Annotated in this window: 19 protein-coding genes and 1 riboswitch; of the genes, 8 read left to right on the forward strand and 11 right to left on the reverse strand. The window is 48.3% G+C overall.

The window, feature by feature from the left end; all coding sequences use genetic code 11:
* Positions 1 to 168: 168 nt before the first annotated feature.
* A complete protein-coding gene (locus tag KNQ06_RS01240) occupies positions 169 to 3,753 on the reverse strand; it encodes an SH3 domain-containing protein (protein ID WP_064299341.1) in 3,585 nt (1,194 codons plus the stop codon).
* Between the two features lie 201 nt (positions 3,754 to 3,954).
* Positions 3,955 to 5,985: a thioredoxin domain-containing protein gene (locus KNQ06_RS01245; protein WP_064299342.1), complete on the reverse strand. Its 2,031-nt coding sequence runs from the start codon at positions 5,983 to 5,985 to the stop codon at positions 3,955 to 3,957.
* 599 nt (positions 5,986 to 6,584) lie between these two features.
* Between KNQ06_RS01245 and KNQ06_RS01250 the strand changes: the two genes are divergently transcribed.
* Both KNQ06_RS01250 and KNQ06_RS01255 read left to right on the forward strand, forming a co-directional pair.
* The gene (locus KNQ06_RS01250; protein WP_035396111.1) at positions 6,585 to 6,764 is read left to right on the forward strand and encodes a DUF2188 domain-containing protein; all 180 of its coding nucleotides are present in this window, start codon (positions 6,585 to 6,587) and stop codon (positions 6,762 to 6,764) included.
* A 129-nt stretch (positions 6,765 to 6,893) separates the two neighbouring features.
* Positions 6,894 to 9,641, forward strand: coding sequence for a chitobiase/beta-hexosaminidase C-terminal domain-containing protein (locus KNQ06_RS01255; protein WP_064299343.1), 2,748 nt, complete (start codon positions 6,894 to 6,896; stop codon positions 9,639 to 9,641).
* Positions 9,642 to 9,655: 14 nt separating this feature from the next.
* Here the strand turns inward: KNQ06_RS01255 and KNQ06_RS01260 are convergent, their stop codons facing one another.
* Positions 9,656 to 10,012: a hypothetical protein gene (locus KNQ06_RS01260; protein ID WP_064299344.1), complete on the reverse strand. Its 357-nt coding sequence runs from the start codon at positions 10,010 to 10,012 to the stop codon at positions 9,656 to 9,658.
* Positions 10,013 to 10,360: 348 nt separating this feature from the next.
* Between KNQ06_RS01260 and KNQ06_RS01265 the strand changes: the two genes are divergently transcribed.
* Both KNQ06_RS01265 and KNQ06_RS01270 read left to right on the forward strand, forming a co-directional pair.
* A complete protein-coding gene (locus KNQ06_RS01265) occupies positions 10,361 to 11,239 on the forward strand; it encodes a CAP domain-containing protein (RefSeq protein ID WP_064299345.1) in 879 nt (292 codons plus the stop codon).
* An 87-nt stretch (positions 11,240 to 11,326) separates the two neighbouring features.
* Positions 11,327 to 11,824, forward strand: coding sequence for a GNAT family N-acetyltransferase (locus KNQ06_RS01270; RefSeq protein ID WP_064299346.1), 498 nt, complete (start codon positions 11,327 to 11,329; stop codon positions 11,822 to 11,824).
* A 59-nt stretch (positions 11,825 to 11,883) separates the two neighbouring features.
* Here the strand turns inward: KNQ06_RS01270 and KNQ06_RS01275 are convergent, their stop codons facing one another.
* The 4 genes from KNQ06_RS01275 to KNQ06_RS01290 all read right to left on the reverse strand — a co-directional run bounded on the left by KNQ06_RS01275 (position 11,884) and on the right by KNQ06_RS01290 (position 15,835).
* On the reverse strand, positions 11,884 to 12,699 hold the full coding sequence (locus KNQ06_RS01275) for a MetQ/NlpA family ABC transporter substrate-binding protein (RefSeq protein WP_064299347.1): 816 nt from the start codon (positions 12,697 to 12,699) through the stop codon (positions 11,884 to 11,886).
* 27 nt (positions 12,700 to 12,726) lie between these two features.
* Positions 12,727 to 13,392: a methionine ABC transporter permease gene (locus tag KNQ06_RS01280; protein ID WP_023469366.1), complete on the reverse strand. Its 666-nt coding sequence runs from the start codon at positions 13,390 to 13,392 to the stop codon at positions 12,727 to 12,729.
* Positions 13,382 to 14,395: a methionine ABC transporter ATP-binding protein gene (locus tag KNQ06_RS01285; protein WP_215147167.1), complete on the reverse strand. Its 1,014-nt coding sequence runs from the start codon at positions 14,393 to 14,395 to the stop codon at positions 13,382 to 13,384. Before KNQ06_RS01285 ends, KNQ06_RS01280 begins: the two co-directional genes overlap by 11 nt.
* Positions 14,396 to 14,479: 84 nt before the next feature.
* A riboswitch (SAM riboswitch) is annotated at positions 14,480 to 14,585 on the reverse strand.
* A 62-nt stretch (positions 14,586 to 14,647) separates the two neighbouring features.
* Entirely contained in the window at positions 14,648 to 15,835 is a 1,188-nt protein-coding gene (locus KNQ06_RS01290; protein WP_064299349.1) for an aminotransferase class I/II-fold pyridoxal phosphate-dependent enzyme, read from the reverse strand.
* 148 nt (positions 15,836 to 15,983) lie between these two features.
* On the opposite strand from KNQ06_RS01290, the gene KNQ06_RS01295 reads away from it, so the two are divergent.
* The gene (locus KNQ06_RS01295; RefSeq protein ID WP_064299350.1) at positions 15,984 to 17,594 is read left to right on the forward strand and encodes a glycoside hydrolase family 13 protein; all 1,611 of its coding nucleotides are present in this window, start codon (positions 15,984 to 15,986) and stop codon (positions 17,592 to 17,594) included.
* 263 nt (positions 17,595 to 17,857) lie between these two features.
* On the opposite strand, the gene KNQ06_RS01300 is transcribed toward KNQ06_RS01295, so the two are convergent.
* From KNQ06_RS01300 to KNQ06_RS01310, 3 genes are all read right to left on the reverse strand, one after another.
* Positions 17,858 to 18,595 carry an MBL fold metallo-hydrolase gene (locus KNQ06_RS01300; protein WP_064299351.1) on the reverse strand — a complete coding sequence of 246 codons (738 nt, stop codon included), beginning with the start codon at positions 18,593 to 18,595 and terminating at the stop codon, positions 17,858 to 17,860.
* Between the two features lie 127 nt (positions 18,596 to 18,722).
* Positions 18,723 to 19,529, reverse strand: coding sequence for an SMP-30/gluconolactonase/LRE family protein (locus KNQ06_RS01305; protein ID WP_064299352.1), 807 nt, complete (start codon positions 19,527 to 19,529; stop codon positions 18,723 to 18,725).
* Positions 19,530 to 19,698: 169 nt separating this feature from the next.
* Positions 19,699 to 19,962 (reverse strand): metal-sensitive transcriptional regulator, encoded by a 264-nt coding sequence (locus KNQ06_RS01310; RefSeq protein ID WP_023469359.1) that lies wholly within the window; start codon positions 19,960 to 19,962, stop codon positions 19,699 to 19,701.
* A 226-nt stretch (positions 19,963 to 20,188) separates the two neighbouring features.
* On the opposite strand from KNQ06_RS01310, the gene KNQ06_RS01315 reads away from it, so the two are divergent.
* The 3 genes from KNQ06_RS01315 (at position 20,189) to KNQ06_RS01325 (ending at position 23,697) form a co-directional block, all read left to right on the forward strand.
* Positions 20,189 to 20,752 (forward strand): RNA polymerase sigma factor, encoded by a 564-nt coding sequence (locus KNQ06_RS01315; RefSeq protein WP_058703803.1) that lies wholly within the window; start codon positions 20,189 to 20,191, stop codon positions 20,750 to 20,752.
* The gene (locus KNQ06_RS01320; RefSeq protein ID WP_064299353.1) at positions 20,733 to 21,470 is read left to right on the forward strand and encodes an anti-sigma factor; all 738 of its coding nucleotides are present in this window, start codon (positions 20,733 to 20,735) and stop codon (positions 21,468 to 21,470) included. The genes KNQ06_RS01315 and KNQ06_RS01320 overlap by 20 nt, the downstream gene beginning before the upstream one ends.
* Positions 21,471 to 21,654: 184 nt before the next feature.
* Positions 21,655 to 23,697, forward strand: a complete 2,043-nt coding sequence (locus KNQ06_RS01325) for a bifunctional diguanylate cyclase/phosphodiesterase (protein ID WP_064299354.1) — start codon at positions 21,655 to 21,657, stop codon at positions 23,695 to 23,697.
* A gap of 232 nt (positions 23,698 to 23,929) precedes the next feature.
* On the opposite strand, the gene KNQ06_RS01330 is transcribed toward KNQ06_RS01325, so the two are convergent.
* A complete protein-coding gene (locus KNQ06_RS01330) occupies positions 23,930 to 24,277 on the reverse strand; it encodes an iron-sulfur cluster biosynthesis family protein (protein WP_050678117.1) in 348 nt (115 codons plus the stop codon).
* Positions 24,278 to 24,318 lie beyond the last annotated feature (41 nt).

Raw genomic sequence — 24,318 nt, forward strand, 5'->3', positions numbered from 1 at the left:
TGTCGCGGCTTACCTCCCGCCTGTGGAAAGCGAGGATGTCGGGAACGTCTGTCATAAAAACGAGAGTGACGTCATTTACTTTTCAATGAATAAACATTACGAAAAAGGAGTAGTCTTTCTCTATCAAGAGAAGAACTACTCCTTTGCGTGTATGTTTTTAACTATCCCTTAACGAGCGAAGACCGGAATATCGAAGGTTGCTGTATAGCTATCCATCTGTTGATAGAGTGAATAGATCCGTGACGTCTGTTTGACGGCCCATCCCATGTCTGTTGCGTACTGATGGCTACCAGGGCGCATCGGACTCCAACGCATTTTGTAAAGCGTATTTTGTCCATAGACATTGTGGATGTACTTCGTGCTGATGAATTCAGCACCACCGACAATCGCGGCTTCCGGAGTGAACCAACCTTGACTGTACGCATAAGCAGCACCGGTGTTGATTGCATCGTAATCATATGCACCAATGCCGTACATGTTGTAGACTTTGCGTCCATTCCATGTCACACCCATCGCAAGTGTTGATTTTCCGTTTCCTGTCTCAAGTAAAGCGTGGGAGATCAAGTAAGCTTCGTTGACGCTGTACTTTTGACCAGCATCGATGAACGCTTGACCACAACTACCATTGCTACATTTGTTGAAGATTCCTTCGCCTTTCGTCACGTTCGCTAACATCTTATCGAGTGTCGCAGGTGTCGCACCTGTTGTTTTCGATAAATCAAGGAACTGATAGAAGTCTGAAGAATTTCGGTCGACCTTGAGTGGGTCAGCAGCGTTACGGACGTCTGTTTCGAGTGCATTCAACCACTGGATCGTCGAATAATTCGTTGCGTTCGAATAGACACGTGGGTACGTCGTATAGAAGCCACTGACGGATTGATAGACACGAATCATCCGACCAGGCTGGAATTGACCGTAGACGTGACTTGCTGTCGAAGCGCCTGAACGAATGTTGAGTGGTGTCGTCGCTGTGACAGTCGCAATCGTTCCATTGACTGGATCGAGTGCACCACCGAGACGGACGTAACCCGTACTGACGTACATCAATTTGTTTTTGTAGATATCCGTTTGCGGTGGTGGATTCAATTTCATCTGTGCGCTGATGAAGCTATCGAACGTATACGGTGTCGCGACGGAGTTATAGACGTTTAATTTAGAAGAAGTCGTCACGAACGCCCCCTTATACGCATATCCACTTTTCCCATCGTAGGAAATCTTATACCAATCACCGATTTGACCAGAGACAGTGACGACGAGATTTTGAGGAATCGTCTTGATGACATTGTATGAGCTACCGACGTAAGAGCGTAACGCAACGTTTGATGTAGCCCGTACGTACAATTTTTGTTTTGCTTCGTATTTGATTGATGACGTGTTTTGTCCCGTCCGGATATAACCCGTTTTGCCATCAATTGTCACTTTATGCCACGAGGTGTTTGTGTACGACGTGATCAAAGAAGATGTGTAATAGACATTTCCGAACGAGAGTGTCGTTACAGTTTCTGCTTGATCGTCCGGTGCTTGTTTGACGACAAGTGATTGGTTCGCCAAGAAGCGTGCACCCGTAATCTTTTTCGTTTCCGTGTACGGTGTCAGTGTTGATTTTAAGACATAGCCGTTTTTACCAGCGTAGCTGATTTTTAACCATTGATCGAGACTACCTGTTACTTGAACGACGGCTGCTTTTGGCAGCTTCGTCACCGTCGCATAAGCTGAACCGGCATCCGACTGGAGTGTCGTATCCGTCGTTGCTTGATAGCGGTGGTTATTGACGCTTTCGTATGTGACAGGTGAACCTTGATTGATTTGGATGTAACCGGTTTTCCCGTCGACCGTCAGGCGATGCCATTGCTCCGAACGACCAGTCGTGACGACTTGATTCGTCGTGTAGACGTCTCCAGAAGAGAGACGAACGAGAGTGTCAGCTGTCGCTTGGTGCGACGTTTTTACTTCGACGGTACGCCCAAGGCGATAAGAAGAAGATGGAATTGATTGCGTCATGACTTTTTCCTTAGCGTAACGTGAAGCGATATAACCTGTTTTCCCGTTGTACGTCACACGATACCAATCATCGATCATTCCAGTGACCGTGATGCTCGTACCAGAAGGAATCGTTTTGACGGTCGCGTAAGTGTTTCCAGCATATGAACGTAGAGGAGTCGAAGTCATCGTCTGCATGACGATCCGGTCCGATTGATAACGAACGCTCTTGCCTTGACCGACAGGAATGTAGCCTGTCTTTCCATCCTTGCTCACACGATGCCATTGCTGACCGTTTGACGTCACGAGTTGTGTCGTGTAGTAGATGTCACCGCTCTGTAGTGTTTCAAGCGTGGATGCTTTTGCATCTGGTGAAGATTTAATGGAAACTGCTTTTTCAAGCTCAAAGCGTGCCCCTGCAATTTTCTGCTTCGTTGCAAGCGTCGTAAAGGTGCTAGAAGCAGCATATCCCGTTTTACCGTTATAACTGACCCGGTACCAATTACCGATCCGTCCGGAAATCTTGATGACCGTATTGCTCGGGATCGTTTGTACTGTTGCATATGATGGACCTGCATACGAGCGGATCGTTGTTGCGGCTGTCGTTTTCAATGAAAGGTTTGATTGTGACTCGTAAGCGATAGGTGTTGCCTGATTCGCTAATACGAAGCCGGTTTTACCTTCCTTCGATACTTGATACCATGTTTCACCGAGTGGATTCGTCACACGTGTCTTCGTGTAGTAGACGTTTCCGGCACTTAGTGTCGCAAGTGTTTTTCCGTTTGTTGCAGGTGTCGTCTTGATGGCGAGTGATGCTGTCAACAGGAAGCGTGAAGACGGAAGCTTCGTCTTTTCTGTGTACTCTGCCAATGTAGCGGATAAGACATAACCCGTCTTACCAGAGTATGTGACTTGATGATACGTTGCCGTCTTAGCACTTGATGTGACAATCGTGCCCTTCGGAAGACTGGCTAAGCTATTCTTCGCTTCCGCTTGACTGTAAAGGGGTGTCACACTTTTCGTCTGATACCGTGTTTGTGGGATCAGGGTCACACTTTGCTTTTCAGAAGAGGCGAACGCATCTTGATGCATGTAGCCTTTTTTCCCATCGTACTGGACGCTGACCCAGTCCTCGATCCGACCGACGATTTTGACGTCTTTTCCAGATGGAATGGTCTGAACTTTTGGATAACCGGTTCCAGCGTATTGGCGCAAGATATAAGCGTCGACCGTTCTTGACGTCGTGTTCGTCACCTTTTTATAGGCAACTGCTTTTGCACCAGCAACGACATAGCCCGTCTTCCCGTCATATTTGACGCGGTACCATGTTTCGCCATATGGATTTGTCACACGTTGTGACGTGTAGTACACATCCTCTTCGTTCAACGTACCGATCGTCGCTGCAGTATCCACTGCCGTCTTTTTGATCGGTGTTTTTTTGAGGACGAGGTAGCGCTGTCCAGAAACGGTTTGTTTCTTTTCGTACAGCGTGAGGTATTTCGACGCGACATATCCCGTTTTTCCAGCGTATGTGACTCTTCTGAATGCGCCAGAAGCATACGTGGATGAAACGACAGTTCCGGTCTTGATCGTCAACAAGCGCTTCCGAGAAGATGCCGTCTTGTCGTACAGATAACTATCGGTAGACAGACGGTAGGTCGTTGCTTTCGTCGTCGCTGCTTCAGCTACGGGTAAAGATGTTAAAACGATGCTGAAAACGATGAGAAAGCTCGCGAACACCTTCAAGGTCTTCGAGAATGATGTCGTGTTCAAAGTATCTTTCCTCCTAGTAGATATTCGTCCGGATGGACGGAATCGGCTTCTAGGATGTCTAAGTCTAAGTTGTGGAATCTATTGCCTATCCTTACTATCGACAATATCGGATTTTTATGAATAAGATATTGAATTATTTTGAAAAAAGGGGTCTGGTTTTTTGAAAAACCCTCCTGTTTGTTTAAACAAGAGGGGATAAGGTCAGATGTTGAGACGAGCGAGGAGTTCTGTCAGGTTCGTCGTTGGTCGTTCACATGAAAAATCATGACAGAGATAAGCGGTAGGTACGTTTGGTTCAGGATAATCTGCGAGCAGCGGTACAAGCGGTAGAAGGTCACGCTTCGTCCCAATCAACAAGGCGACTTCTGGTAAGCGCCTCTGTTGCAGTTGATTGATTTCGATTGGGATTTCCGACTCTTCAGGAATCAAGATGATCAATTCCTTCGGTTCCATCTGCCGATAGGTGAACGTACTGACAAGTGAGGCGAAGCCCGTTGGTTGTTGCTCGACTTCTTCTACTAATGCCGTAAGAGCCCGTTCGGCACTTTCCTGATAGACGAGACGCCCGGTGAGGCGACTGAGCGTGAAGAAGGCATGCAAGGCAACGCTGTTTCCGGCAGGTGTGACCCCATCATACAGATCAAGTGGACGAACGAGTAGCTCGTCGGAGCGTGAAGACGTCAGATAAAAATAGCCATCTACTGTCTGGAACTGACCTTGTAGCACATCTGCAAGTACTAAGGCTTCCTTTAGATGAAGCGCTCGTCGTGTCGATTGAAACAGTTCAAGATGTGCGTCAATCAAATAAGCATAGTCATCGAGGAATCCGTGTCCGGTCGCTTGTCCTTCGCGGTAATGAACGGCAAGCTGCTGTTTGGTACGAACGAATCGTTCGAGTGATGTCATCGCACGCGTTGCAACACGTGTATAATGCGGTTCATCAAAGATGCGACCGGCTTTAGCGAACGTCGAGATCATCATCGCGTTCCACGATGTCAAGCGCTTATCGTCACGAAACGGACGCGGACGTTCATTTCGCGCACGAAGAAGAAGCTGGCGCTCGCGTTCGAGTTGCGCCGCTGTCTCAGCAGGCGACAAGTGAACAGAACGTGCGAATGCCTCAAGTGTTCGTCCCGTCCGGTATAAGACGTTTCGTCCTTCAAAATTTCCTGATGGTGAAGCATGATAAAAGCGCGGGAACAGTGCGTCTGGTCCGAGCAAGTCCGTCAGTTCAGCTGCCGTGAACGTATAATAGTGTCCTTCGCCTCCTTCACTATCTGCATCTAGTGCGGCGTAGAAGGTACCGTCCGCGGCAGTCATCTCATGCTCTGTAAACGATAGGACTTCTTCCGCGTAACGTCGGAAGCGGATTTGTCCGGTCACTTGATACGTCTCGATGCATAAGGTCGCGAACCAAGCATTGTCGTACAGCATTTTCTCGAAATGAGGAATCTGCCACTCGGCATCGACCGTATAGCGGAACAAACCGTAGCTGACTTGATCGGTCATCCCACCGTCACGCATCGCGATCAATGATCGCATGACCATATGGAGCGCCGTCTCGTCTTCCGCGTATTGATAATAATCAAGCAAGAAACGAAGCAGGGCTGGCGACGGAAACTTCGGTGCCCCGCCGAATCCACCGTGTTGACGGTCAAATTGGCGCATCGCTTGATCAAACGTCTCGTGAATGATGGATTCATTCCAAGTACTAGTAGCCGCTGTAGGCTGCAATACGTCGCGAAGCGTTTGCGACATGTTCTGACCGACTTGTGCGATTTTTTCTGGTGAACGGCGGAATTGCTCGCTTAGCTGAAGCGTCACCTGACGAAAACTCGGGCGGTTGAACTGAGGCGTCTTCGGAAAATACGTACCGATATAAAACGGTTGCTGGTCCGCTGTCATGAAGACGCTCAGTGGCCAGCCGCCTTGTCCGTTCATGACTTGAGCCGCCGTCATGTAGACATGGTCAATGTCAGGACGTTCTTCCCGGTCGACCTTGATTGCGATGTAGCGTTCGTTCAAGAGGCGTGCCGTTTCTTCATCCTCGAAGCTTTCGTGAGACAGCACATGGCACCAATGGCACGTCGAGTAACCAATCGATAAAAAGATCGGCTTGCCGCTTTCCCGAGCGGCAGTGAAGGCGTCTTCGCCCCACGGGTACCAATCGACAGGCTGATGAGCGTGTTGCAATAGGTAGGGACTCGTTTCATGGATAAGTCGATTCGACATGATGGATTTCCCTCGTTTCTTCTATAGTAATGAGTCCTCTTCACGATACTCGGCTTTTACGGCAGGTGCAACTCCAATTCTGAGACAGGAGAAAACGATTTTTCAAAAGAAAGATTGACTTTATAAAAGAAAGTGTGATAGATTAATATAAGTCATGAATCGGGGATGATCACTCATGTGAGAATCTTCAATCCATATCATACAATTAAATCGACAGGTCAGGATTTTTAGACCGCTACTGACAAATGAGTCAGACATAAGTCATCGCTTTTATTTTGTCCTTCTTCATACTACGAGGAGAAGTTGACCCAGCAAGATAAACCTTCCAATCGATACTTTTCCGCTCATTCCCGAGCTATTTCTAAAAATCCCAGTATCATGCGTCCGTTGCAGACGCATCACGATTCTTGCTAAAATGCTTGATTCAGCTGGCGCGGCCAAGGAGCCGTAACAACGAAAGAGAGGTAGGGCTTTCGTCGTTTCAGGTGTTTTGATCACCTGTAATCCTCGATTCTCATGACAACCAAAACAACGACACGCTGATGAGGCGTTTTTTTTGTGCCTTTTTTCGGGTAATGCTGAAAGAAGGGGGTGACGACATGCCATGGAATGAGAACGACTATCCGGAGTCATTCAAGAACTTTGATCCGCCACTTCGAAAGAAAGCAATCGAGATCGCGAACGCGTTATTAAAAGACGGGTATGAAGAGGGACGCGCCATTCCGATCGCGACATCGCAAGCTGAAAAATGGTACGAAAGTCACAAAGACGAACAATAAAAAGTTGTAAGCGATACCATTTCTTTCATTTACGAAGGATGGTATCTTTTTTTACGAAAAATATACACTATTGAGAATATAATCTGATATTATTAAGAAGTGTCAGAAAATTCAATAGGGGGTCTCATCATGAAATACGGCAGTACGTTTGGAAAGTGGGCATTGGCCGGAGTGTTAACAGCAGGAATCCTTCCACAAGCGGGTCTTGTCGGGGCAGAAGGCGAAGGCGTCATCTTGTCTGAATACATAGAAGGAACAAGCAATAACAAGGCAATCGAGCTGTACAATGGATCGGGGCAAATCATTGATTTAGCAGACTATACACTCGTTCAATATACGAACGGTGGACCATCAGAAGCGAAAATCACACTATCGGGGAAAGTGGATCCAGGTAAAACGTTCGTTATCGCGAATTCGAGTGCGAATGCGGATATCAAAGCAAAAGCACAATTGACGACGGGATCATTGAACTTCAACGGGAATGATCCAATTGCACTTAAAAAAGGCGACGTCGTTCTTGATATCATCGGACCACTCGGTTCATCAACGGATTTCGCAAAAGATACGACACTCGTGCGGAATGCGGGCGTCACGTCTGGTGCTAAAACATACGAACCATCACAGTGGACGAGCTTCCCGGTCGATACACTGACGAATCTCGGTAGTCATCAGACAGAAGCGGGCGACGTTCTTGCAGCACCTACAGCTTCTCCAGTCGGTGAAGTTGAACGTGGAGATCAAGTGACATTGTCAGGTGAAGGAACGATTCATTACACGGTTGATGGCACGACACCAACTGTCGACAGTCCGGTGTATACGTCACCGATCACGATCAACGATGAAGTGACGATTCAAGCAGTTGCCGTCAAGGACGGTAAAACGTCAGCGGTTTCGACATTCAAGTACTATATCGCACCACCGATCACGAAAATCAGCAACATCCAAGGCGTTGCGCATACGTCGCCGTACGCAGATCAACTCGTCCGGACGACAGGTGTCGTCACGTACGTCGTCGATGCGAACAACTTCTACATGCAAGATCCGAATCCGGATAACGACAGCCGGACATCAGAAGGGATTCTCGTCTACGCGAAAAACCATGGTGCTGCCATTGGACAAAAAGTCGCGACGACAGGATATGTCAAAGAGTGGTTGCTTGGTGGCTACAGCGATAAGTTCGATACAGATTTAGCGGTCACGGAAATCAGTACGGTCAATCTCGTGAAGGGTGCACTCAACGAAGGATTACCAGCAAGTATCGTCCTCGGTGATAAAGGAGTCTTGATTCCGACGCAAGTCGTCGACAACGATTCGTTCGCGCAGTTTGATCCAGAAGAAGATGCGATTGACTTATACGAAAGCTTAGAAGGTATGCGTGTCGCTTTACCGAACGCAATCGTCACAGGTCCACAAGCGAACCGGACGATTCCAGTTCGGACGCAGACGGCGGATAAGGTCTACACGAAACGCGGAACTCCGATCCTGACGAAGGACAACGTGAATCCAGAACGTCTCTTCGTTGAGATGGGCAGCTCGTCTTACCGCGCGAAAGCTGGTGATACGTTCAACGGAACGATCGAAGGTGTCATGAGCTACAACTATTCGGCATATAAAGTACTTTCAAAAGCAGCGGACCTTCCGAAACTCGTCACGCGCGAAGCGGATCGTCAGCCGACGAACATCAAAACGGGTGAATCACGTTTGACTGTCGCTTCGTACAACGTCGAGAACTTCGCTTCAACGGCAGACGCTGGAAAAGTCGACCGTGTCTCAGAAGGTATCGCAACATTCTTGAAAACGCCGGACATTGTCGGTTTGACAGAGATGCAGGATAACGATGGTGCGACGGATAGCGGCACGGTCGATGCTTCGAAATCATTTGAGACATTGATCGCCGCGATCGAAGCGAAAACGGGTGTCCGCTATGCCTATACGGACATCGCACCAGAAGACAAGAAGGATGGTGGACAGCCGGGCGGAAACATCCGTGTCGGATTCCTCTACAATCCAGCACGTGTATCGCTCGCACCAGGTGAAAAAGGTGGCGCGACAGAAGCCGTTACGGTGGAAAATGGTAAGTTAACGAAAAACCCGGGTCGCATCCAACCGACGGATCCGAACTTCGCGAGTTCACGGAAACCGCTCGTCGCAGAATTCCTCTTCAACGGTGATTCGTATCATGTCATCGTCAACCACTTTAACTCAAAAGGTGGCGACGGAGCTGACTTCGGTAAGAACCAGCCGGTCGTACGTAAAAGTGAAGTCCAGCGTCATGCGATCGCGAACATCGTCCAAGATTTCGTCTCTGAATTGAAGACGGAAGTCAAAGGATCGAACGTCGTCGTACTCGGTGACTTGAATGACTTCCAGTTCTCGAAGACGCTTGATATCTTAAAAGGCGATAACTTGTGGAACACAGTCGATGATTTGCCGGAATCAGAGCGGTACTCGTATATCTATAACGGAAACGCTCAAGTGCTCGACCATATCTTAATCTCGAATAACTTGAAGTCGTATACGTCGTCGGATATCGTCAACATCAACTCAGAGTATATGGAAGCAGACGGTAGCGCGAGTGATCACGACCCAGCGATCATCTCAATTCAAGGTGCAGAGACGGCCGTACCGGTCAAAGGAAAAGCAGAAGTCGGCATCTGGCGCGCTGTCCAAAAAGGAAAACATATCTTCATTGAACGAAAACTAGGACGCAACTGGGATAAAGCAAGTGAAACACATGCCGACCAACAAGGTGAATTGCTCGCACTTCGTGTTTCGCAAGGTCGTCCATACATTCAAGTGAAAACGATCAAAGGAAAAACGATTTGGCTCGAACTGTCGAATAAATATAAACTAACTGAAACAACAAAATATCAATAAATTAAAAAGCGGACTTAGCGGTCCGCTTTTTTGCGTGCTGGTATAAAAAGCGAAAGAAGTGAGAGTGTACTGATCGAGAGTGTCGAAATTAAAGCAATCGGTAGAGGGATGGCGCGGAACATATACGTGAAGTGGATCAAGATTAAAAAAAGGATGATAGCAAGACCAGGAATGAACTTCTTAGAGAGCAGCATACCCGATCCAGGAACAAGTAACTCGAAACCGAGCCGTTGATTGAGTCGGACATCTTCATGTGCATTAGCCAAGCTAAACGATACGGTCAACGCGACAAGAATCATCCAGCCGGAAAATAAGTATTGTTGAATCGGCAAAAAAGCAATGGATTCATAAATGAAATACAGTAAAACCATAGGTCAACTCCTTCATATCATTATGTTATTTGGAAAAGCATTGAAAGTTTGGCTTACGAATTCTAATGATACCGAGTCGAGAATCGGAGAGCAATCAAAAATCGTTTAGAATGAAATAAAAGAATGTTCACACATTTTAATAAAAGGGGAAAATCATTTAGTATGTGTATTAAATACTTTCAAGAATCGTTTAAACAAAAGCTTTTTTGAAATGGTAGCGCTCTCATGAAATATGTCGGATTTGTGGACGAAAGATGTGATTTAGACAAATGAGAGCCGATGACTGTTCGAAGGAATGATTTTCTTTTAAAATAAAGGTAATGAAATAGAAGGAGGCGAAACGAGGGCATGAAAAAATGGCTAATCATCGGAGTAGCAGCAGTAGCCTTTTTCGGCTACGAAAACATTCCAATGGAACAAGCAGAAGCCGATTACCCGAAAAGCGGCGGCAAGCTGATTGATCGATATAGCAGTGAGTATCCGGGATACGACTGGGAAGTCAGACGGACATCAACGGAGGAATTCGTCGCCTTGACGAAGGATGGAAAAGATTATGGGAAGTATCGTTTCAAGAACGGGGTGACGACGCAAGGCGCGGTCTTGAATAAGGATACGGAATCTTCCTTGAAGAAAAAAGGTTGGACCGCAGTGAAGTCCTATCGTAAAGGCAATACGAACTACATGTTGAATCTGGATCATGCCGCCGTCTATGAGAAGAAAGGCAATTACGTGACATATTTCTTCGATCAACATGACGGCAATAAAGTCAAAGCGACGCTTGCGATTCCAAAAGACGTCGAAGCGAAGAAAAAAGGCTTCTACGGTACGGCGTCGAATGCGTTACGAACGACAGATGAGAAACTGATGCTTCGGTTGATGAACTGGGAACGAGCCGACTATAAATTAAATCCATTAGCACCGTACACGGCACTGAAGCCGGTTACACGTGGTCACAGCGAAAACATGGCGAAGAATAATTTCTTCTCGCATACGGATCCACAAGGGCGTGACCCGTTCGATCGAATGAAACAAGGCGGTATCAAGTTCATGGGAGCCGGTGAGAATCTCTCGATGGGCTATCCGAATGTCTTTGCGGCGCATTGGGGCTTGATGAACTCGAAAGGACACCGCGATAACATCCTTCAAAAGAGCTTCAAGCAGGCGGATGTCGGTGTAGCATTCCGAGACAACGCACCGTACTTCACGATTAATTTCCGAACACCTTAAATAGAAGAATGGAGGACGATATCGCTCGATGTCGTCCTCTTTTTTACGAGTTAGTTCGTTCTATACTACAGGTAGGGGGTGGAGCAGTTGAAAATACGTCAATTGACGGCAGAAGATGCAACTCGTTACAAAGCATTGCGGTTAGAAGCCTTACGAAACCATCCGGAGGCATTCGGCTCTGATTATGAAGCAGAAAAAGATCGACCCATCGAACGGTACGCAACTCGTCTTGAAAGCGAACAGTCGATGACGTTCGGTGCGTTTCATGAAAATGAACTCGTCGGTGTCGTCACTATCGTCTGCTCCGAGCCAGTCAAGATGCGACATCGAGCGAATCTATTTGCGATGTACGTTACGCCACGCGCCCGAAAGCAACAGGTCGGACGACAACTCGTAGAAGAGGCATTACGTAGATTAAAGCAGCATCCTGTGATCGAGCAAGTCCATCTCTCGGTCGTCCGGACGAATGAAGCTGCTAAAGCGTTGTATCGATCACTTGGTTTTGAATCATACGCGATTGAACCGCGGGCGCTGAAAATCGATGATACCTATCATGATGAAGAACTGATGTGGTATCGGTTCTAACACAAAATGACCGGAATTCAAAGAGAGGTGATCTCGTTGAATTCCGGTCGTTTTTTACATCAGTTTGCCCATTCAGGTTTACTGAAGCCTTTGAATGATTTTTCGATGACTGTATTGAAAGCGTCCGATTCGACGGCTGCTTTTAAGTCTTTTGCGACTTGCTTGTCCGCATCTTTCGTTTGGACAGCGACGAGGTTACGGTATTGTTCGTCCATCGTCTCAAGCGCTAACGCATCAAGTAAGTCGAATTTCGCAGCAAGTGCGAAGTTTCCTGGAACGGCTGAAATGTCGACACTTTCGACGGCGCGTGGCAATTGAGCCGCCTCGAGTGGTTTAATGACGAGTTTCTTCGGATTCTTGACGATATCTTTCTCTGAAACGGTTAGTGGATCAGCGTCCGGCTTCAGTTCAATCCAGCCTTGTTCCGCAAGCAAGTTCAGTGCCCGTGCTTGGTTCGTCGGATCATTCGGTGTCGCGACTTCAGCACCTGTCTTGACGTCGTCGAGTGTCTTCGCTGTCTTGCTGTATAGTCCCATCGGTGCTGTCGGAACCGTGATGAGTCCTTTTAAATCGAGGTTCTTTTCTTTAGAGAACGTCTTGAGATAGATCGAGTGTTGGAACAAGTTGGCGTCGATGTTCCCGCTACCGAGGGCGATGTTCGGTTGGATGTAATCGCTGAACTCGACGATTTCGACTTTATAGCCTTTCTTTTCGAGTTGCGGCTGGATCGCTTGTTTGACCATGTCGCTATACGGACCGCTCGTCGCACCAATCTTGATCGTCTTGTCTTTTTCGTCAGCACTGCTGTCTCCACATCCCGCGAGGACTCCTGCACCGAGTAAGGCTGTTGCTAAAAAGGCATATCGTTTTTTCATGATTCCACTCTCCCTTTGTATGTATGATTAGCGTTTATCTGTTTTTCGCGCCAGTTGATTGCCAAGTGCTTGAATACTTTGAACGATGACGATGAGCACGACGATCGTCACGATCATGATGAGATTATCGTAGCGATAATAACCGAAACGGATCGCGAGGTCACCAACACCTCCACCGCCGACGATACCAGCCATCGCTGAGAAGCCGATCAAGCTGATCGTCGTTAATGTGATGCCCTGAATGATGCCAGGGAGTGCTTCCGGTAAGAGGACACTGACGATGATCCGTAATGGTTTCGCCCCACATGCTTCCGCTGCTTCGATTAGACCAGGCGGAATTTCGCGCAGTGACGTCTCAACGAGTCGCGCGAGAAACGGAATCGCTGCGACACTGAGACTGACGGATGCTGCCGTCGGACCAATCGTATTGTCGAGTAAGAACTTCGTTAACGGAATGAGGGCAACCAGCAAGATGATGAACGGTAGCGACCGGACGATGTTGACGACGAAGTCAAGGACACGGCGGACGGCAAGGTTTTGAAAAAATAATCCCCGGTCGGTGACGAACAAGAGAATCCCGAGCGGAATCCCGACGACCAATGCAAAGGCAAGTGAAATTCCTACCATCCACGCCGTCTCGCCGAGTGCCTTCAAGAGCTCAGGTAACATCGTTTGAATACGATCAAGCCACATCCTGAATCACCTCGAGTGCATGAAGTTCCGTCGCGAGCCAGTCGAGGGCAGGAGCGATTTGGTCGGATGATCCCGTCAAGCTGACAATCAGGACACCGAAGGCGACGTCTTGAATGTAGTCGACCTTGCCGTGCAAGATGCTGACTGAGATATCGTAACGGCGGATTGCTTCTGATAACGTACTCTCACCGGTCTTCTCGCCCGTGAACTGCAAGCGGATGATCTTGCCTGGAGTTGCCTGTAAGATGCGTTCTGGCAATTCGATTTGTAGTGCCGTATCGACGTAATGTTGCGTCACTGGATGCTTGGCTTGACTGAACAGGTCATAGGTTGAGGCGACTTCAACGACTTCACCTTGCGACATGACCGCGACGCGATGGCAAATCTGTTTGACGACATCAATCTCATGCGTGATGAGGACGATCGTCAATCCGAGTCGTTCATTCAAATCCTTCAGCAGTTCAAGGATCTGTAGTGTCGTAACGGGGTCAAGAGCTGATGTCGCTTCGTCACATAACAAGACGGTCGGATCGTTCGCGAGTGCCCGGGCAATCCCGACGCGCTGTTTCTGCCCACCGCTTAATTGGCTCGGGAAGTTCGTCTCAAATCCTTCAAGTCCGACGAGCGAGACGAGTTCGCGAATTCGCTCCGGGAAATCTGCTCGTTTGACGCCAGCAGCCTTGAGCGCAAAAGCGATGTTATCCGCGACGTTGCGCGACTGGATCAATTGGAAATGCTGAAAGATCATTCCTGTCCGTAAGCGAAGTTGACGCAGATCTGCTTTTGACATTCCGCCAAGCGAGACACCGTCGACCTTGACGCTTCCCTGTGTCGGATGCTCAAGCCCGTTGATTAGGCGAAGTAACGTACTCTTACCGGCACCGGACTCACCGATGATCCCGAAGATTTCTCCTTTTTGGATCGTCAAATCGACATCCCGTAATGCAAAAATCGGGGTCCGATCTCGAACGAACCGTTTTGTAATGTGTTTGAATTCAATCATCCGCTCATCTCCTCATACAAAAAAAGTCGCTTTTTCCTAGTAGCGGAGCAACCAGAAAAAAGCGACGAAAGTGTAAGATTTCGTAACTTATCTCTCAGAATGAAAATCATTCTGTAGGATGTGGCACCGTTCCTTACAGGTGGTTGCCGGACGTCGTTGGGCCTAATCCCTCGGTCGCTCTCGATAAGTAGTTATGCTGTTGGGATTTACTTTAACGGAAATGATTCCCATCTGTCAAATGTTTTTTCAGAATTATTCCGCAACAGGTGTCCGGAACAGGTTGAGCGTTCCGATTCGATCGACGGCTTCTTCTAGACGTTCGACGTCAGCAATCAAGCTGATCCGGACGTAGCCTTCACCGTATTCGCCGAAGAAGGATCCAGGGGTCACGGCGACGTGTGCTTCGTCAAGCAGGTGATCGGTGAAGCTTTGGGACGTGTAACCTTCCGGAACAGGAAGCCAGACGAAGAAGGAACCGCCCGGTCGTGGTCCACTCCAACCAATCGCATCGAGTTTTGCGAACAACGCATCGCGTCGTGTTTCGTACAGACTGCTTAACTCGCGGACACATGTCTGGTCACTCGTCAGGGCGACGGTCGCAGCATGTTGAATCGGTGTGAAGGCACTGACGTAGAGATGTTCTTGGTACGTCTCGATGCTTGAGATGACGGACGGATTACCAATCGCAAAGGCGATCCGGAAGCCGGACATGTTGAAGCGTTTTGAGAGTGAGAATAGCTCGATCCCGACGTCTTTTGCCCCTTCCGTCTGCAGGAAGCTTCGCGTCGGACCATCGAAACTGATGCCGCCGTATGCTAAGTCATGGACGACACAGATATCATGGGCATCGGCGAAAGCGACTGTCTGTTCGAAGGCTTCTGCCGTCGCGGTCGCACCCGTCGGATTACTCGGGTAGTTGAGGAACAACATCCGGGCACGCTCGACGTCCGTCGTATCAAGTAAGTCGTAATCCGGTAAGAAGTTATTTTTTTCAAGCAACGGAAGCGTGATCGGGAATGCACCAGCAAGTGCTGCGCCAGACAGGTAATCCGGGTATCCTGGATCCGGAACGATGACTCCTTCTCCAGGGTTGACGATTGTCTGCGGTAAGGCGACGATACCGGCTTTACTACCGAGGAGAATCGCGACTTCCGTTGCTGGATCGATTGTGACACCGAACTCAGTCGCGTAAAAGCTAGCGACGGCTTGCTTTAGAAAATCATGTCCACGAAACGGTGGATATTGAAGGTTCGTTGGCTCGTCGATGGCTTGTTTTAAGGCATCGAGAATATGTACAGGCGTCGTCTGGTCAGGCGTTCCTTGACCAAGTGTGATGACATCGTGTCCGGCAGCTTTTACAGCACCGATTCGGTTCGCGAGTTCAGCGAAGACAGGAGCAGGAAGCCGATCAATGGCGATGGATGGAGCGAAATGTTTCATGGATGAATGCCTCCTTCGTGGTATTGTCGTCAAGGATAACGAATATTCAGTCAAAAGAAAAGAACTTTTTCGAAATTCAAAAAAATTGTCGGATAAACAGGTACAGATAAGTGGAGCGGGAATAAAGAGTAGGGAGAGGAGTGGGAAGATGAAGCGAGCTAACTGGAAAGAGGCAGTCGTCTATCAAGTCTACTGGCGTAGCTTTAAAGATTCGAACGGGGATGGGATCGGTGATTTAAGAGGTGTCATCGACAAGCTTGATTACATCGCTTCAATTGGTGTCGATGTCGTGTGGTTGAATCCGTGTTATCATTCCCCGGACGTCGATAACGGCTATGATATTGCCGATTATTACGAGATCATGGAAAAAGCGGGAACGATGGGAGATCTCCAGGAGTTGATCACTGCCGCTCATGCCCGTGGATTGAAGGTCATTCTCGATTTAGTCGTGAACCATACGAGTGACCAGCATGACTGGTTCCGTCAGTCGCGGGAGCGGATCAACGATAAGGATGACTGGTATATCTGGCAGGATGGCACGAAAGAGACGCCTCCGAACAACTGGCGCTCGTACTTTGCGCCAAGCCCATGGACGTGGAGTGAAGAGCGCGGGCAGTATTATTTTCATTCCTTCGCCAAAGAACAGCCCGACTTAAACTGGGAGCACCCAGCTGTGAGGCAAGCGATCTACGATATGATGAACTGGTGGATCGCTCAAGGGATCGACGGCTTCCGGATGGATGTCATCAACTTGATCAAAAAACGGTCGTTCGAGGATGTCGCCAATCCGTTTGATCTATCGTACCTTGGAAATCAGCCAGGCGTGCATGACTTCTTGCAGGAGATGCATGCGAACGTCCTTGCGGGTAAAGAGTTATTCACAGTCGGTGAGATTCCGTTCGTTGGTCCGGAAGACGGGCTGTTATACGTCAGTGAAGATCGAGAAGAACTTCGGACGCTGTTTCACTTCGAGATCGCGGACGATATGGAGGCGATGGATCTTTTACGGTTCAAGGAAATTCAGAAACGCTGGTACGATGTCTTATACCCACTAGGCGTCAATTCACAGTTTCTCAACAACCATGATCATACACGACAAGTGACGCGCTTCGGCAGTGAACGGTATCGCGTCGAGAGCGCAAAACTACTCGGTTTGATGTTGCATACGTTACCCGGAATTCCATACGTGTATCAAGGAGAAGAGATCGGGATGACGGGGATTCGCTTCTCGGATCCGTCGCTCTATCAAGACGTCGCCTTTCGAAATCGATACGCGGAGCGCGTCGCTGGTGGAGAGGATCCGGAGGTCGTACTCTCGTCGATGCAGTTACTTGCCCGTGATAACTCCCGCACACCGATGCAGTGGGACGGTACACATGCAGCTGGCTTTACGAGTGGGAAACCATGGTTAGCCGTCAACCCGAATTATACGGACATCAATGTCGCGCAGGCAGAAGCGGATCCATCGTCCGTGCTTGCTTTTTACAAGTCGCTGATTCAGATGCGAAAGCAACATCCGATCATGGTTTACGGCACGTACCGAGACTTAGCGCTTCATGATCCGTATCTCTATATCTATGAACGGGAATTAGAGGGAGAAGTCTGGCGGATCGTCCTCAACGTACATGATGAACCGATGCAGACCGCCCTCATTTTACCGCATGAAAAATTGCTCGTATCAAACTATCCGGATAGCCCGGATATCTTGCGTCCCTACGAAGCACGCGTCTATCGTTATGCTGTTGCAGAACAGAATTGAACCACTGGACGAAAAAATGGGGCTAACTCAAAAAAAGAATGACGCGTCTTTTCACGCCCTTTCCTCAGGCGAGACACAAGCCCGTTTTCCTGCTTCATTCAAGCAGGAAAACGGGTCTTGTTTGTCTCTGAAGCGCATAAATGCGCTTATTCCTGTAGGAGTTGCGTGCGACGCGTCATTCTTTTTGTTATGAGATAAGGATGGCAGATTTTCATTCTGCCATCCTTATCTTTGGAAAGACTGACTTATGATACAGTCCCGTTTTAAGTGTGTGATTTGAATGGAGAAGATTTTTTCGTCTGTAAGACGTGTCCGAATCGATCGACAGCTTGGCGCATCTCGTAACTCGGTCCGAGAATGAGGGGACCGTGTCCGACGGCAAGAATATCTGGAGATAGTTCCGTCAGTTGATCAGCCGAGCGAAGGGCGACGTCCGGATCCCATGTCGCGAGTGCGGGGAACGGAAATTGCCAGCGGACATCACCGGAGACGGCGAGTCCCCCTTGCGTCTGAAAAGCATCTCCAGCGATCAACGTCCGACTCCCTTCATGCCAAAGCGAGATCGAACCAGGTGTATGCCCGGGTGAGGCGATGACACTGAGACTTCCGACTTGTTGACCACTCTCGAGCAATCGATCCGGTCGTGTTTTGATGTTTTTCGGAATACCCCCTTTTAAGGGTGTCGTTTCGCCTTCGCGTAGCGTCTCATCCCCACTGAGCAATGCAGCATCTCGGTAACTGATACAGACTTGAGCGAGAGGGAAGGCGTTCGCAAGGAAATCCAGTGAGCCGACATGATCGGCGTGCGCATGAGTCAGGATGATTGCACCGAGTGGTTTCTCTTGCTGTCGAATATAGTGATAGAGCGCCTTTGCGTTAATTCCGAGTCCAGCATCAATCAATGTTAAACTGTCTGCTTCTTCAAACAGGTAGCAGTTGACCGGGAAAAAGGATGGGGTCGTCTGCAGTTGATGTAAACGTTCGATTGTCGTGACACGCATCGGCTTCACTCCTTCAAAAAATGAATAGTCTTCTTCTTTAGTATCGTCTGTTTTTGAATAGGCGTCTAGACGAATTGTGTGTAAAAAGAGGCATCACCTCTAAAAAAGATGATCCCCCCTCTACGAATCATTCAAATGTTACGGCGAAGACGGCACCGGCGTGTGGTGCATCATCTCCGTTTGCAGCGGTCGTGACGAGCAATCGATCTTCGTAGAAAATCGGACACGTCGGATTTGCGACTGGGAAGTCGACATGAGCGAGTTTTTCACCAGTCGCAAGATTCCAACGGGTGATACATGATCCAGCATAATGCGCGATCCAAGCGTGACCTTCCGCGTCCTTCGTCATACCATCCGGGAACCCTTCTTCTTCTTCGAGATCAACGGCGACACGCTTATTCGAAAGTGGAGCGTCCGGAGCGTAGTCGAAGGCATAGACTTTTTTCGTCGGTGTATCGATGTGATAGAGCGTCTTGCCATCTTCTGACCAGACGAGTCCATTCGAGTTCGTCAAGTCTTCGTGCAAGACATCGATGGAGCCATCGTGACGCAGGCGGAACAATCCAGCGGTCTTACCGTCTTCTTCATTAATGCTACCGGCGACATATTGTCCGGTTGGATCAAGCTTTCCGTCATTCATCCGGTCGGAATCGGGTAGCGACAGTTGATGCTCAAGAGACAGATGTCCTTCTTTGAGATCAAACGTTCCGAATCCGTGTTCTGCCGTGACACGTAATAAATCCGGTGCATCCGTCAAGGCAATCGATGTGATGGCGCTTGGTAACGTATACGGTTTGAGTGCTTCTGTGACGAGATCATATGAGAAGAGAAGTTGATTCGGAATATCAACGAAATAAAAGCGCTTTGTTTTTGCGTCGTAAACAGGAGATTCGCCTGTCTTACATGCGACATCAATGAATAGGGAAACGGTCATAAGTACTCTTCCTCCTAAGTGGACGTCTTTTACGAGCAGTCCAGATAATAACAATTTAGTATACCTGTTTTGACGCGCAATCAAACCTGGATCAAACGGCTGATATACTAAAATAAACGTCTAAAAAAATAGCCTGCTATCAAAGCAGACTATCCGTACGAGCGTTATATCAGCGGCTCTTAACGAGCAAGTTGACCGCTTCCTTGACCAGTTCTTCGGTTTGTCCATCGCCGTTTTGTTCGGCGTCCTTGACGCACTCAATTAGATTCGAACTGACGACGACGCCGATCGTCCGGTCAATCGCAGAACGGGCAGCGGAGAGCTGGGTGATGACATCGCGGCAATCTTGCCCTTCTTCCATCATCCGTAAAATACCTCGTAGCTGTCCTTCGATCCGACTAACACGGTTCTTCATCTTCCGATCATAATCCATTTTTATTCCTCCGATTCCCGTTGACCTGACGTCATGTAGTATCTTTATGCTATGCCCATTACGGTATAACTGTCAATTCAGCAGAATTTTAAGCTATACTTTTATTAGAATTAGGGAATATGGATGTGGTGAAGATTTTTACTTAGAAAATGAATAAAATCGAAAACGATTTGGTGTCAGCTTGCGTATACTATATGATAAGGCTGACGTCAGAAGGAGGAGAAGGATGCACACTCAATCCGATGAATCGCTTTATCATCTGATGCGTAGCGGTGATGAGCAAGCCCTCGAGACATTGTACGATAAATACGAGCGGTTATTGTTTTCATTCGCCCATCGCTTTACGAATAATGACCGGTTGTCCGAAGAAGTCATACAAGAAGTGTGGATGAAGATTTGGAATGGTCGTGTTGATTTTGATACACAAAAAGGAAAGTTTTCATCGTGGATTTTAACGATTACACGTAACGCGGCACTGGATTGTCTCCGTCGTGAAAAACGACAACCGACAATCGAAGTCGAGGAGCGCGATGGTGGATACGACGAGCCGGTCGAGCGAACGGTCATGCAGCGGGAAACAGCTGCTGAAGTGCGCGGGGCGGTTAGTGAACTGAAGCCAGAGCAGCAAGAGCTGATTGAACTCGTTTACTTCCAGGGTATGACGCAGCAACAGATTTCAGAGCGACTCGATTTACCTCTTGGAACGGTCAAGACGCGAATCAGGAGCGCGATTCAAGCATTACGAAAACGAATGGATGGGAGGGAACGAGATGGAAGAACGTTGTCATGACTTAATCGATTATTTCAATGGAACATTATCCGCAGCAGATCGCGACGCGTTCGAAGCGCATCTTGCGACGTGTGAAGAATGTCGCGAAGCGCTTTTAGAAATGGAAGAACTCATGCTTCCCATCGCTGAATCGCTTCCGGAGCGACCCGTTCCTGCAGGTATGAAAGCACGGATTCTTGGAGAAGTCCTTGGTTCAGCAGAGACGGCGTCTCCTCAGGAAGCACCGATGACTACTCCGGTAGACATCAAACAAGCACGTCAGCAACAAACGAAGAAAAAAAGTGTCCCACTCGGCTGGTTGATGAGTATCGCCGCTGCCTTGATTCTCTCACTTGGTGCGAACGCCTACTTCCTCTCACAGGAAGAAAGCACGGATACACCCGAGACGTTAGCCATGGATGAGATCAAAGGGATGGGGAACTTCGAAAGCACAGAGTCCATCAAAGGATCAAGCATGATTTTCACGCAAAACGATAAATCGTACATGCTGGTCCAGTTGAAGGATTTACCACCCCTTCAAGAAGGGCAACTTTATCAGTTATGGACGATCGAAGGCGAAACACCTACTGCGAACGGTGTCATCGAAAAAGATGGAGAGGCAGCAGCTGTCTTCCCACTTAAAGGAGACGGCAAGGTGGACGCGGTCGCCATCACGGTCGAACCAGAACCGGATTTAGAAAAACCGACGGGCGAAATCGTCGCATCGGTCGCATTATAATCGATAGCTCTAGCGAATCCGTATCTTACGGATTCGCTTTTTTTGTGCAAGGTGCTGAATGGAATAAGCAAAAGCGCGTTGAAATGATAAGAAATCGAATGAATTTCTAATTTTTACTGAAGAAATGAGACCGAGCAGACGATAGTTAGGAGAATGACAGTCTATTAAGGAGAGGCCTCATACAATGAATGAATGGATCATCTTAACGAAACATTATGAAGTGACACTCGTCGTAGTGTCAGTGCTCGTTGCCATCATCGGATCATATGGTTCACTAGAGTTAAATCGGCGTCTAGCGAAGGCGACTTCCTTGAAGAAGCGTGCCTTGTTCCTCTCATCATTGACGATGGGATTATCAATCTGGGGAATGCATTTCGTCGGGATGGGGGCATTCGCCCTGTCGGTTACGGTTCGCTATGATTGGTTTTTAATGTTCTTATCCGTCATTCCTGCCATTTTAGCTGCTTTCATTGCCTTCCATCTCTTGTACTCGTCGACGATTACGAGAAATAAGGTGATTTTAGCGGGGGCACTGATGGGGGGCGGAATCGCCACGATGCATTATCTCGGAATGATGGCGATGCAGTTCGGTGGAACCGTTCGGTATGAGACAGGATTATTCCTCTTATCGGTTCTGATTGCCGTTACCGTCGCGTATATCGCTTTGCTACTGCTCCATCGCTTAAGACATGTCGATCAGAAACGGATCTTGATTCCCATCGCGGTCGTGATGGGGTTTGCCATCTCTTCGATGCATTATGTCGGAATGCTTGGTACATCGTTTTGTATCCCAGCTTCTAATGCCGAGATCATCGGCGACGCTCCAATCACGTCGAATATCTTAAACGAAGTCGCGATCCCCGTCTTCTTGATTGTCATCTTGATTGCTGGGCTCTATATTCACTTGGAACGACGTGCTCTACAAATGATGGCGTATACGGACCATTTGACCGGACTGCATAATCGGAGATGGCTTGACCATCACATGACGAAGGTCGATGCCCATTACGGTCGAGCGAAACAAGAGATGGCGATGGCTTTACTTGATCTTGATGGATACAAGTGGGTCAATGACACATTCGGTTTTGATAAGGGCGATGCGGTCATCCGGCAGTTCGCAGAACGGATGCTAGGGACGTTGAAGGAAGATGAAGCGTGCATTCGCTATAACGGCACCCAGTTCTTCCTCATCAAACGTGTTTCACAAGAAGACATGACAGAGGTCTTCGAACAGATTTTAGAGGACGTGCGTCAACCGATTGCGCTCGAGGATCAGCCGGTTCATTTGACGGCAACGATGGGCGTCATTTTACCGAACACAAAGGAATCGCTTGAAATGCGAATCGGTCAGATGGAAAGTGCGCTACGTGCTGGTAAGAACGAGGGACGTGATCGATTCATCGTGTACGATGATGCGCTACACTCCGATCGCAGGGAGCAATTGATCGTCGGTTCCTTACGCCGGGCGATGACGGATTTCAAGGAGTTCGCTCTCGTCTACCAACCGAAGATCGCACTCGCTACAGGAAAGGTCGATCAGGCGGAAGTCTTGATTCGCTGGAATCATCCGAAGTTTGGTTTCATCTCACCGGCGGAGTTCATCCCGCTTGCTGAAAAATACAGTTTAATTCACCGTTTGACCGAGTGGGTGTTGAAGGAGACCGTCGCACAGATGGAGATTTGGAAGAAGGAAGATTATTTCATTCGTCAAGTCTCTGTCAACTTATCCGCGATGCACTTCCGGTCCGAGTCACATAACGTGATGATTAAAGAGATCGTTCACCATTCCTTAAAGAGTGGAAGCGAGTTACAACTACAGCTCGAAATCACAGAAACATCCGTCATGGAGAATCTCGACCGAGCGATGATGATGCTCGGTGAACTGAAGCAACTCAGTCTGACGATTGCACTCGATGACTTCGGAACGGGTCTATCTTCACTGACACACTTAAAGCATCTCCCGATTGATATCCTGAAGATCGACAAGTCGTTCATCGATGAAGTCCCACATGACGAACGGGGAACAGCGATCACAGAAATGATCATTCAGCTTGCGAAGAGTCTTGGAATCGAAGTCGTCGCGGAAGGTGTCGAGACACTCGAACAGCATCTTTTCTTAAAGCGTCTCGGTTGCGATTATGGTCAAGGTTACTATTACAGTAAGCCGATGCACGTGAAGGATCTAAACCAGCGGACGATCGAAGAAACGGTTCTAAATGTCGGATAAGGCAATCCAAACGTGACTTCCGTTCGTATACTAGATAAGCATGCGAGGATGATGCATGCGACGTCTGGGGGGACGCAAAGCGCTGGAGGTTTTCACCAGCTCGTGCACGATGCAGACAGACATCCAGTACATTCGACTATACTCGATCAACTCAGCTTTCGACGCAGCACCTGTCTGTTCGAACACAAACAAAGGCAACTTCCACGATGGAAGTTGCCTTTTTCATTTTCGCTTATGAACGAACCGTTAGGACGCAGCCTGTTTGATCCGTCACGAGCACATTCGTATTAAAGTATTGTCCATCACTTTTTAGGATGAGCGCTTTTTTCTCCGCGTTGTAATCGAGTGTCATTTCTTGATCGAGGAAATGACTCGACCACCGCTTGACGAGAACGGGACCGACGTTTGAATCAATCGTCATGTCTTCCGGTGTCGCTTCATCGACGATGCGAATACTGAAAATACCAGAGTTTCCGCAGCCACAACCCTCTGTATCGTAATAGAGGTGCAGTTGACCGGATACTTCACCGCGTAATTGGCGGATCCGCTCCTGAGCAGACGGTGTAAATGTGATATTCATGGTCATTCACTCCTTTCCTTTAGTATACGCCGTTTGAACAA

The organism is Exiguobacterium sp. s91 (genome assembly GCF_018618915.1).
Taxonomy (GTDB): domain Bacteria; phylum Bacillota; class Bacilli; order Exiguobacteriales; family Exiguobacteriaceae; genus Exiguobacterium_A; species Exiguobacterium_A abrahamii.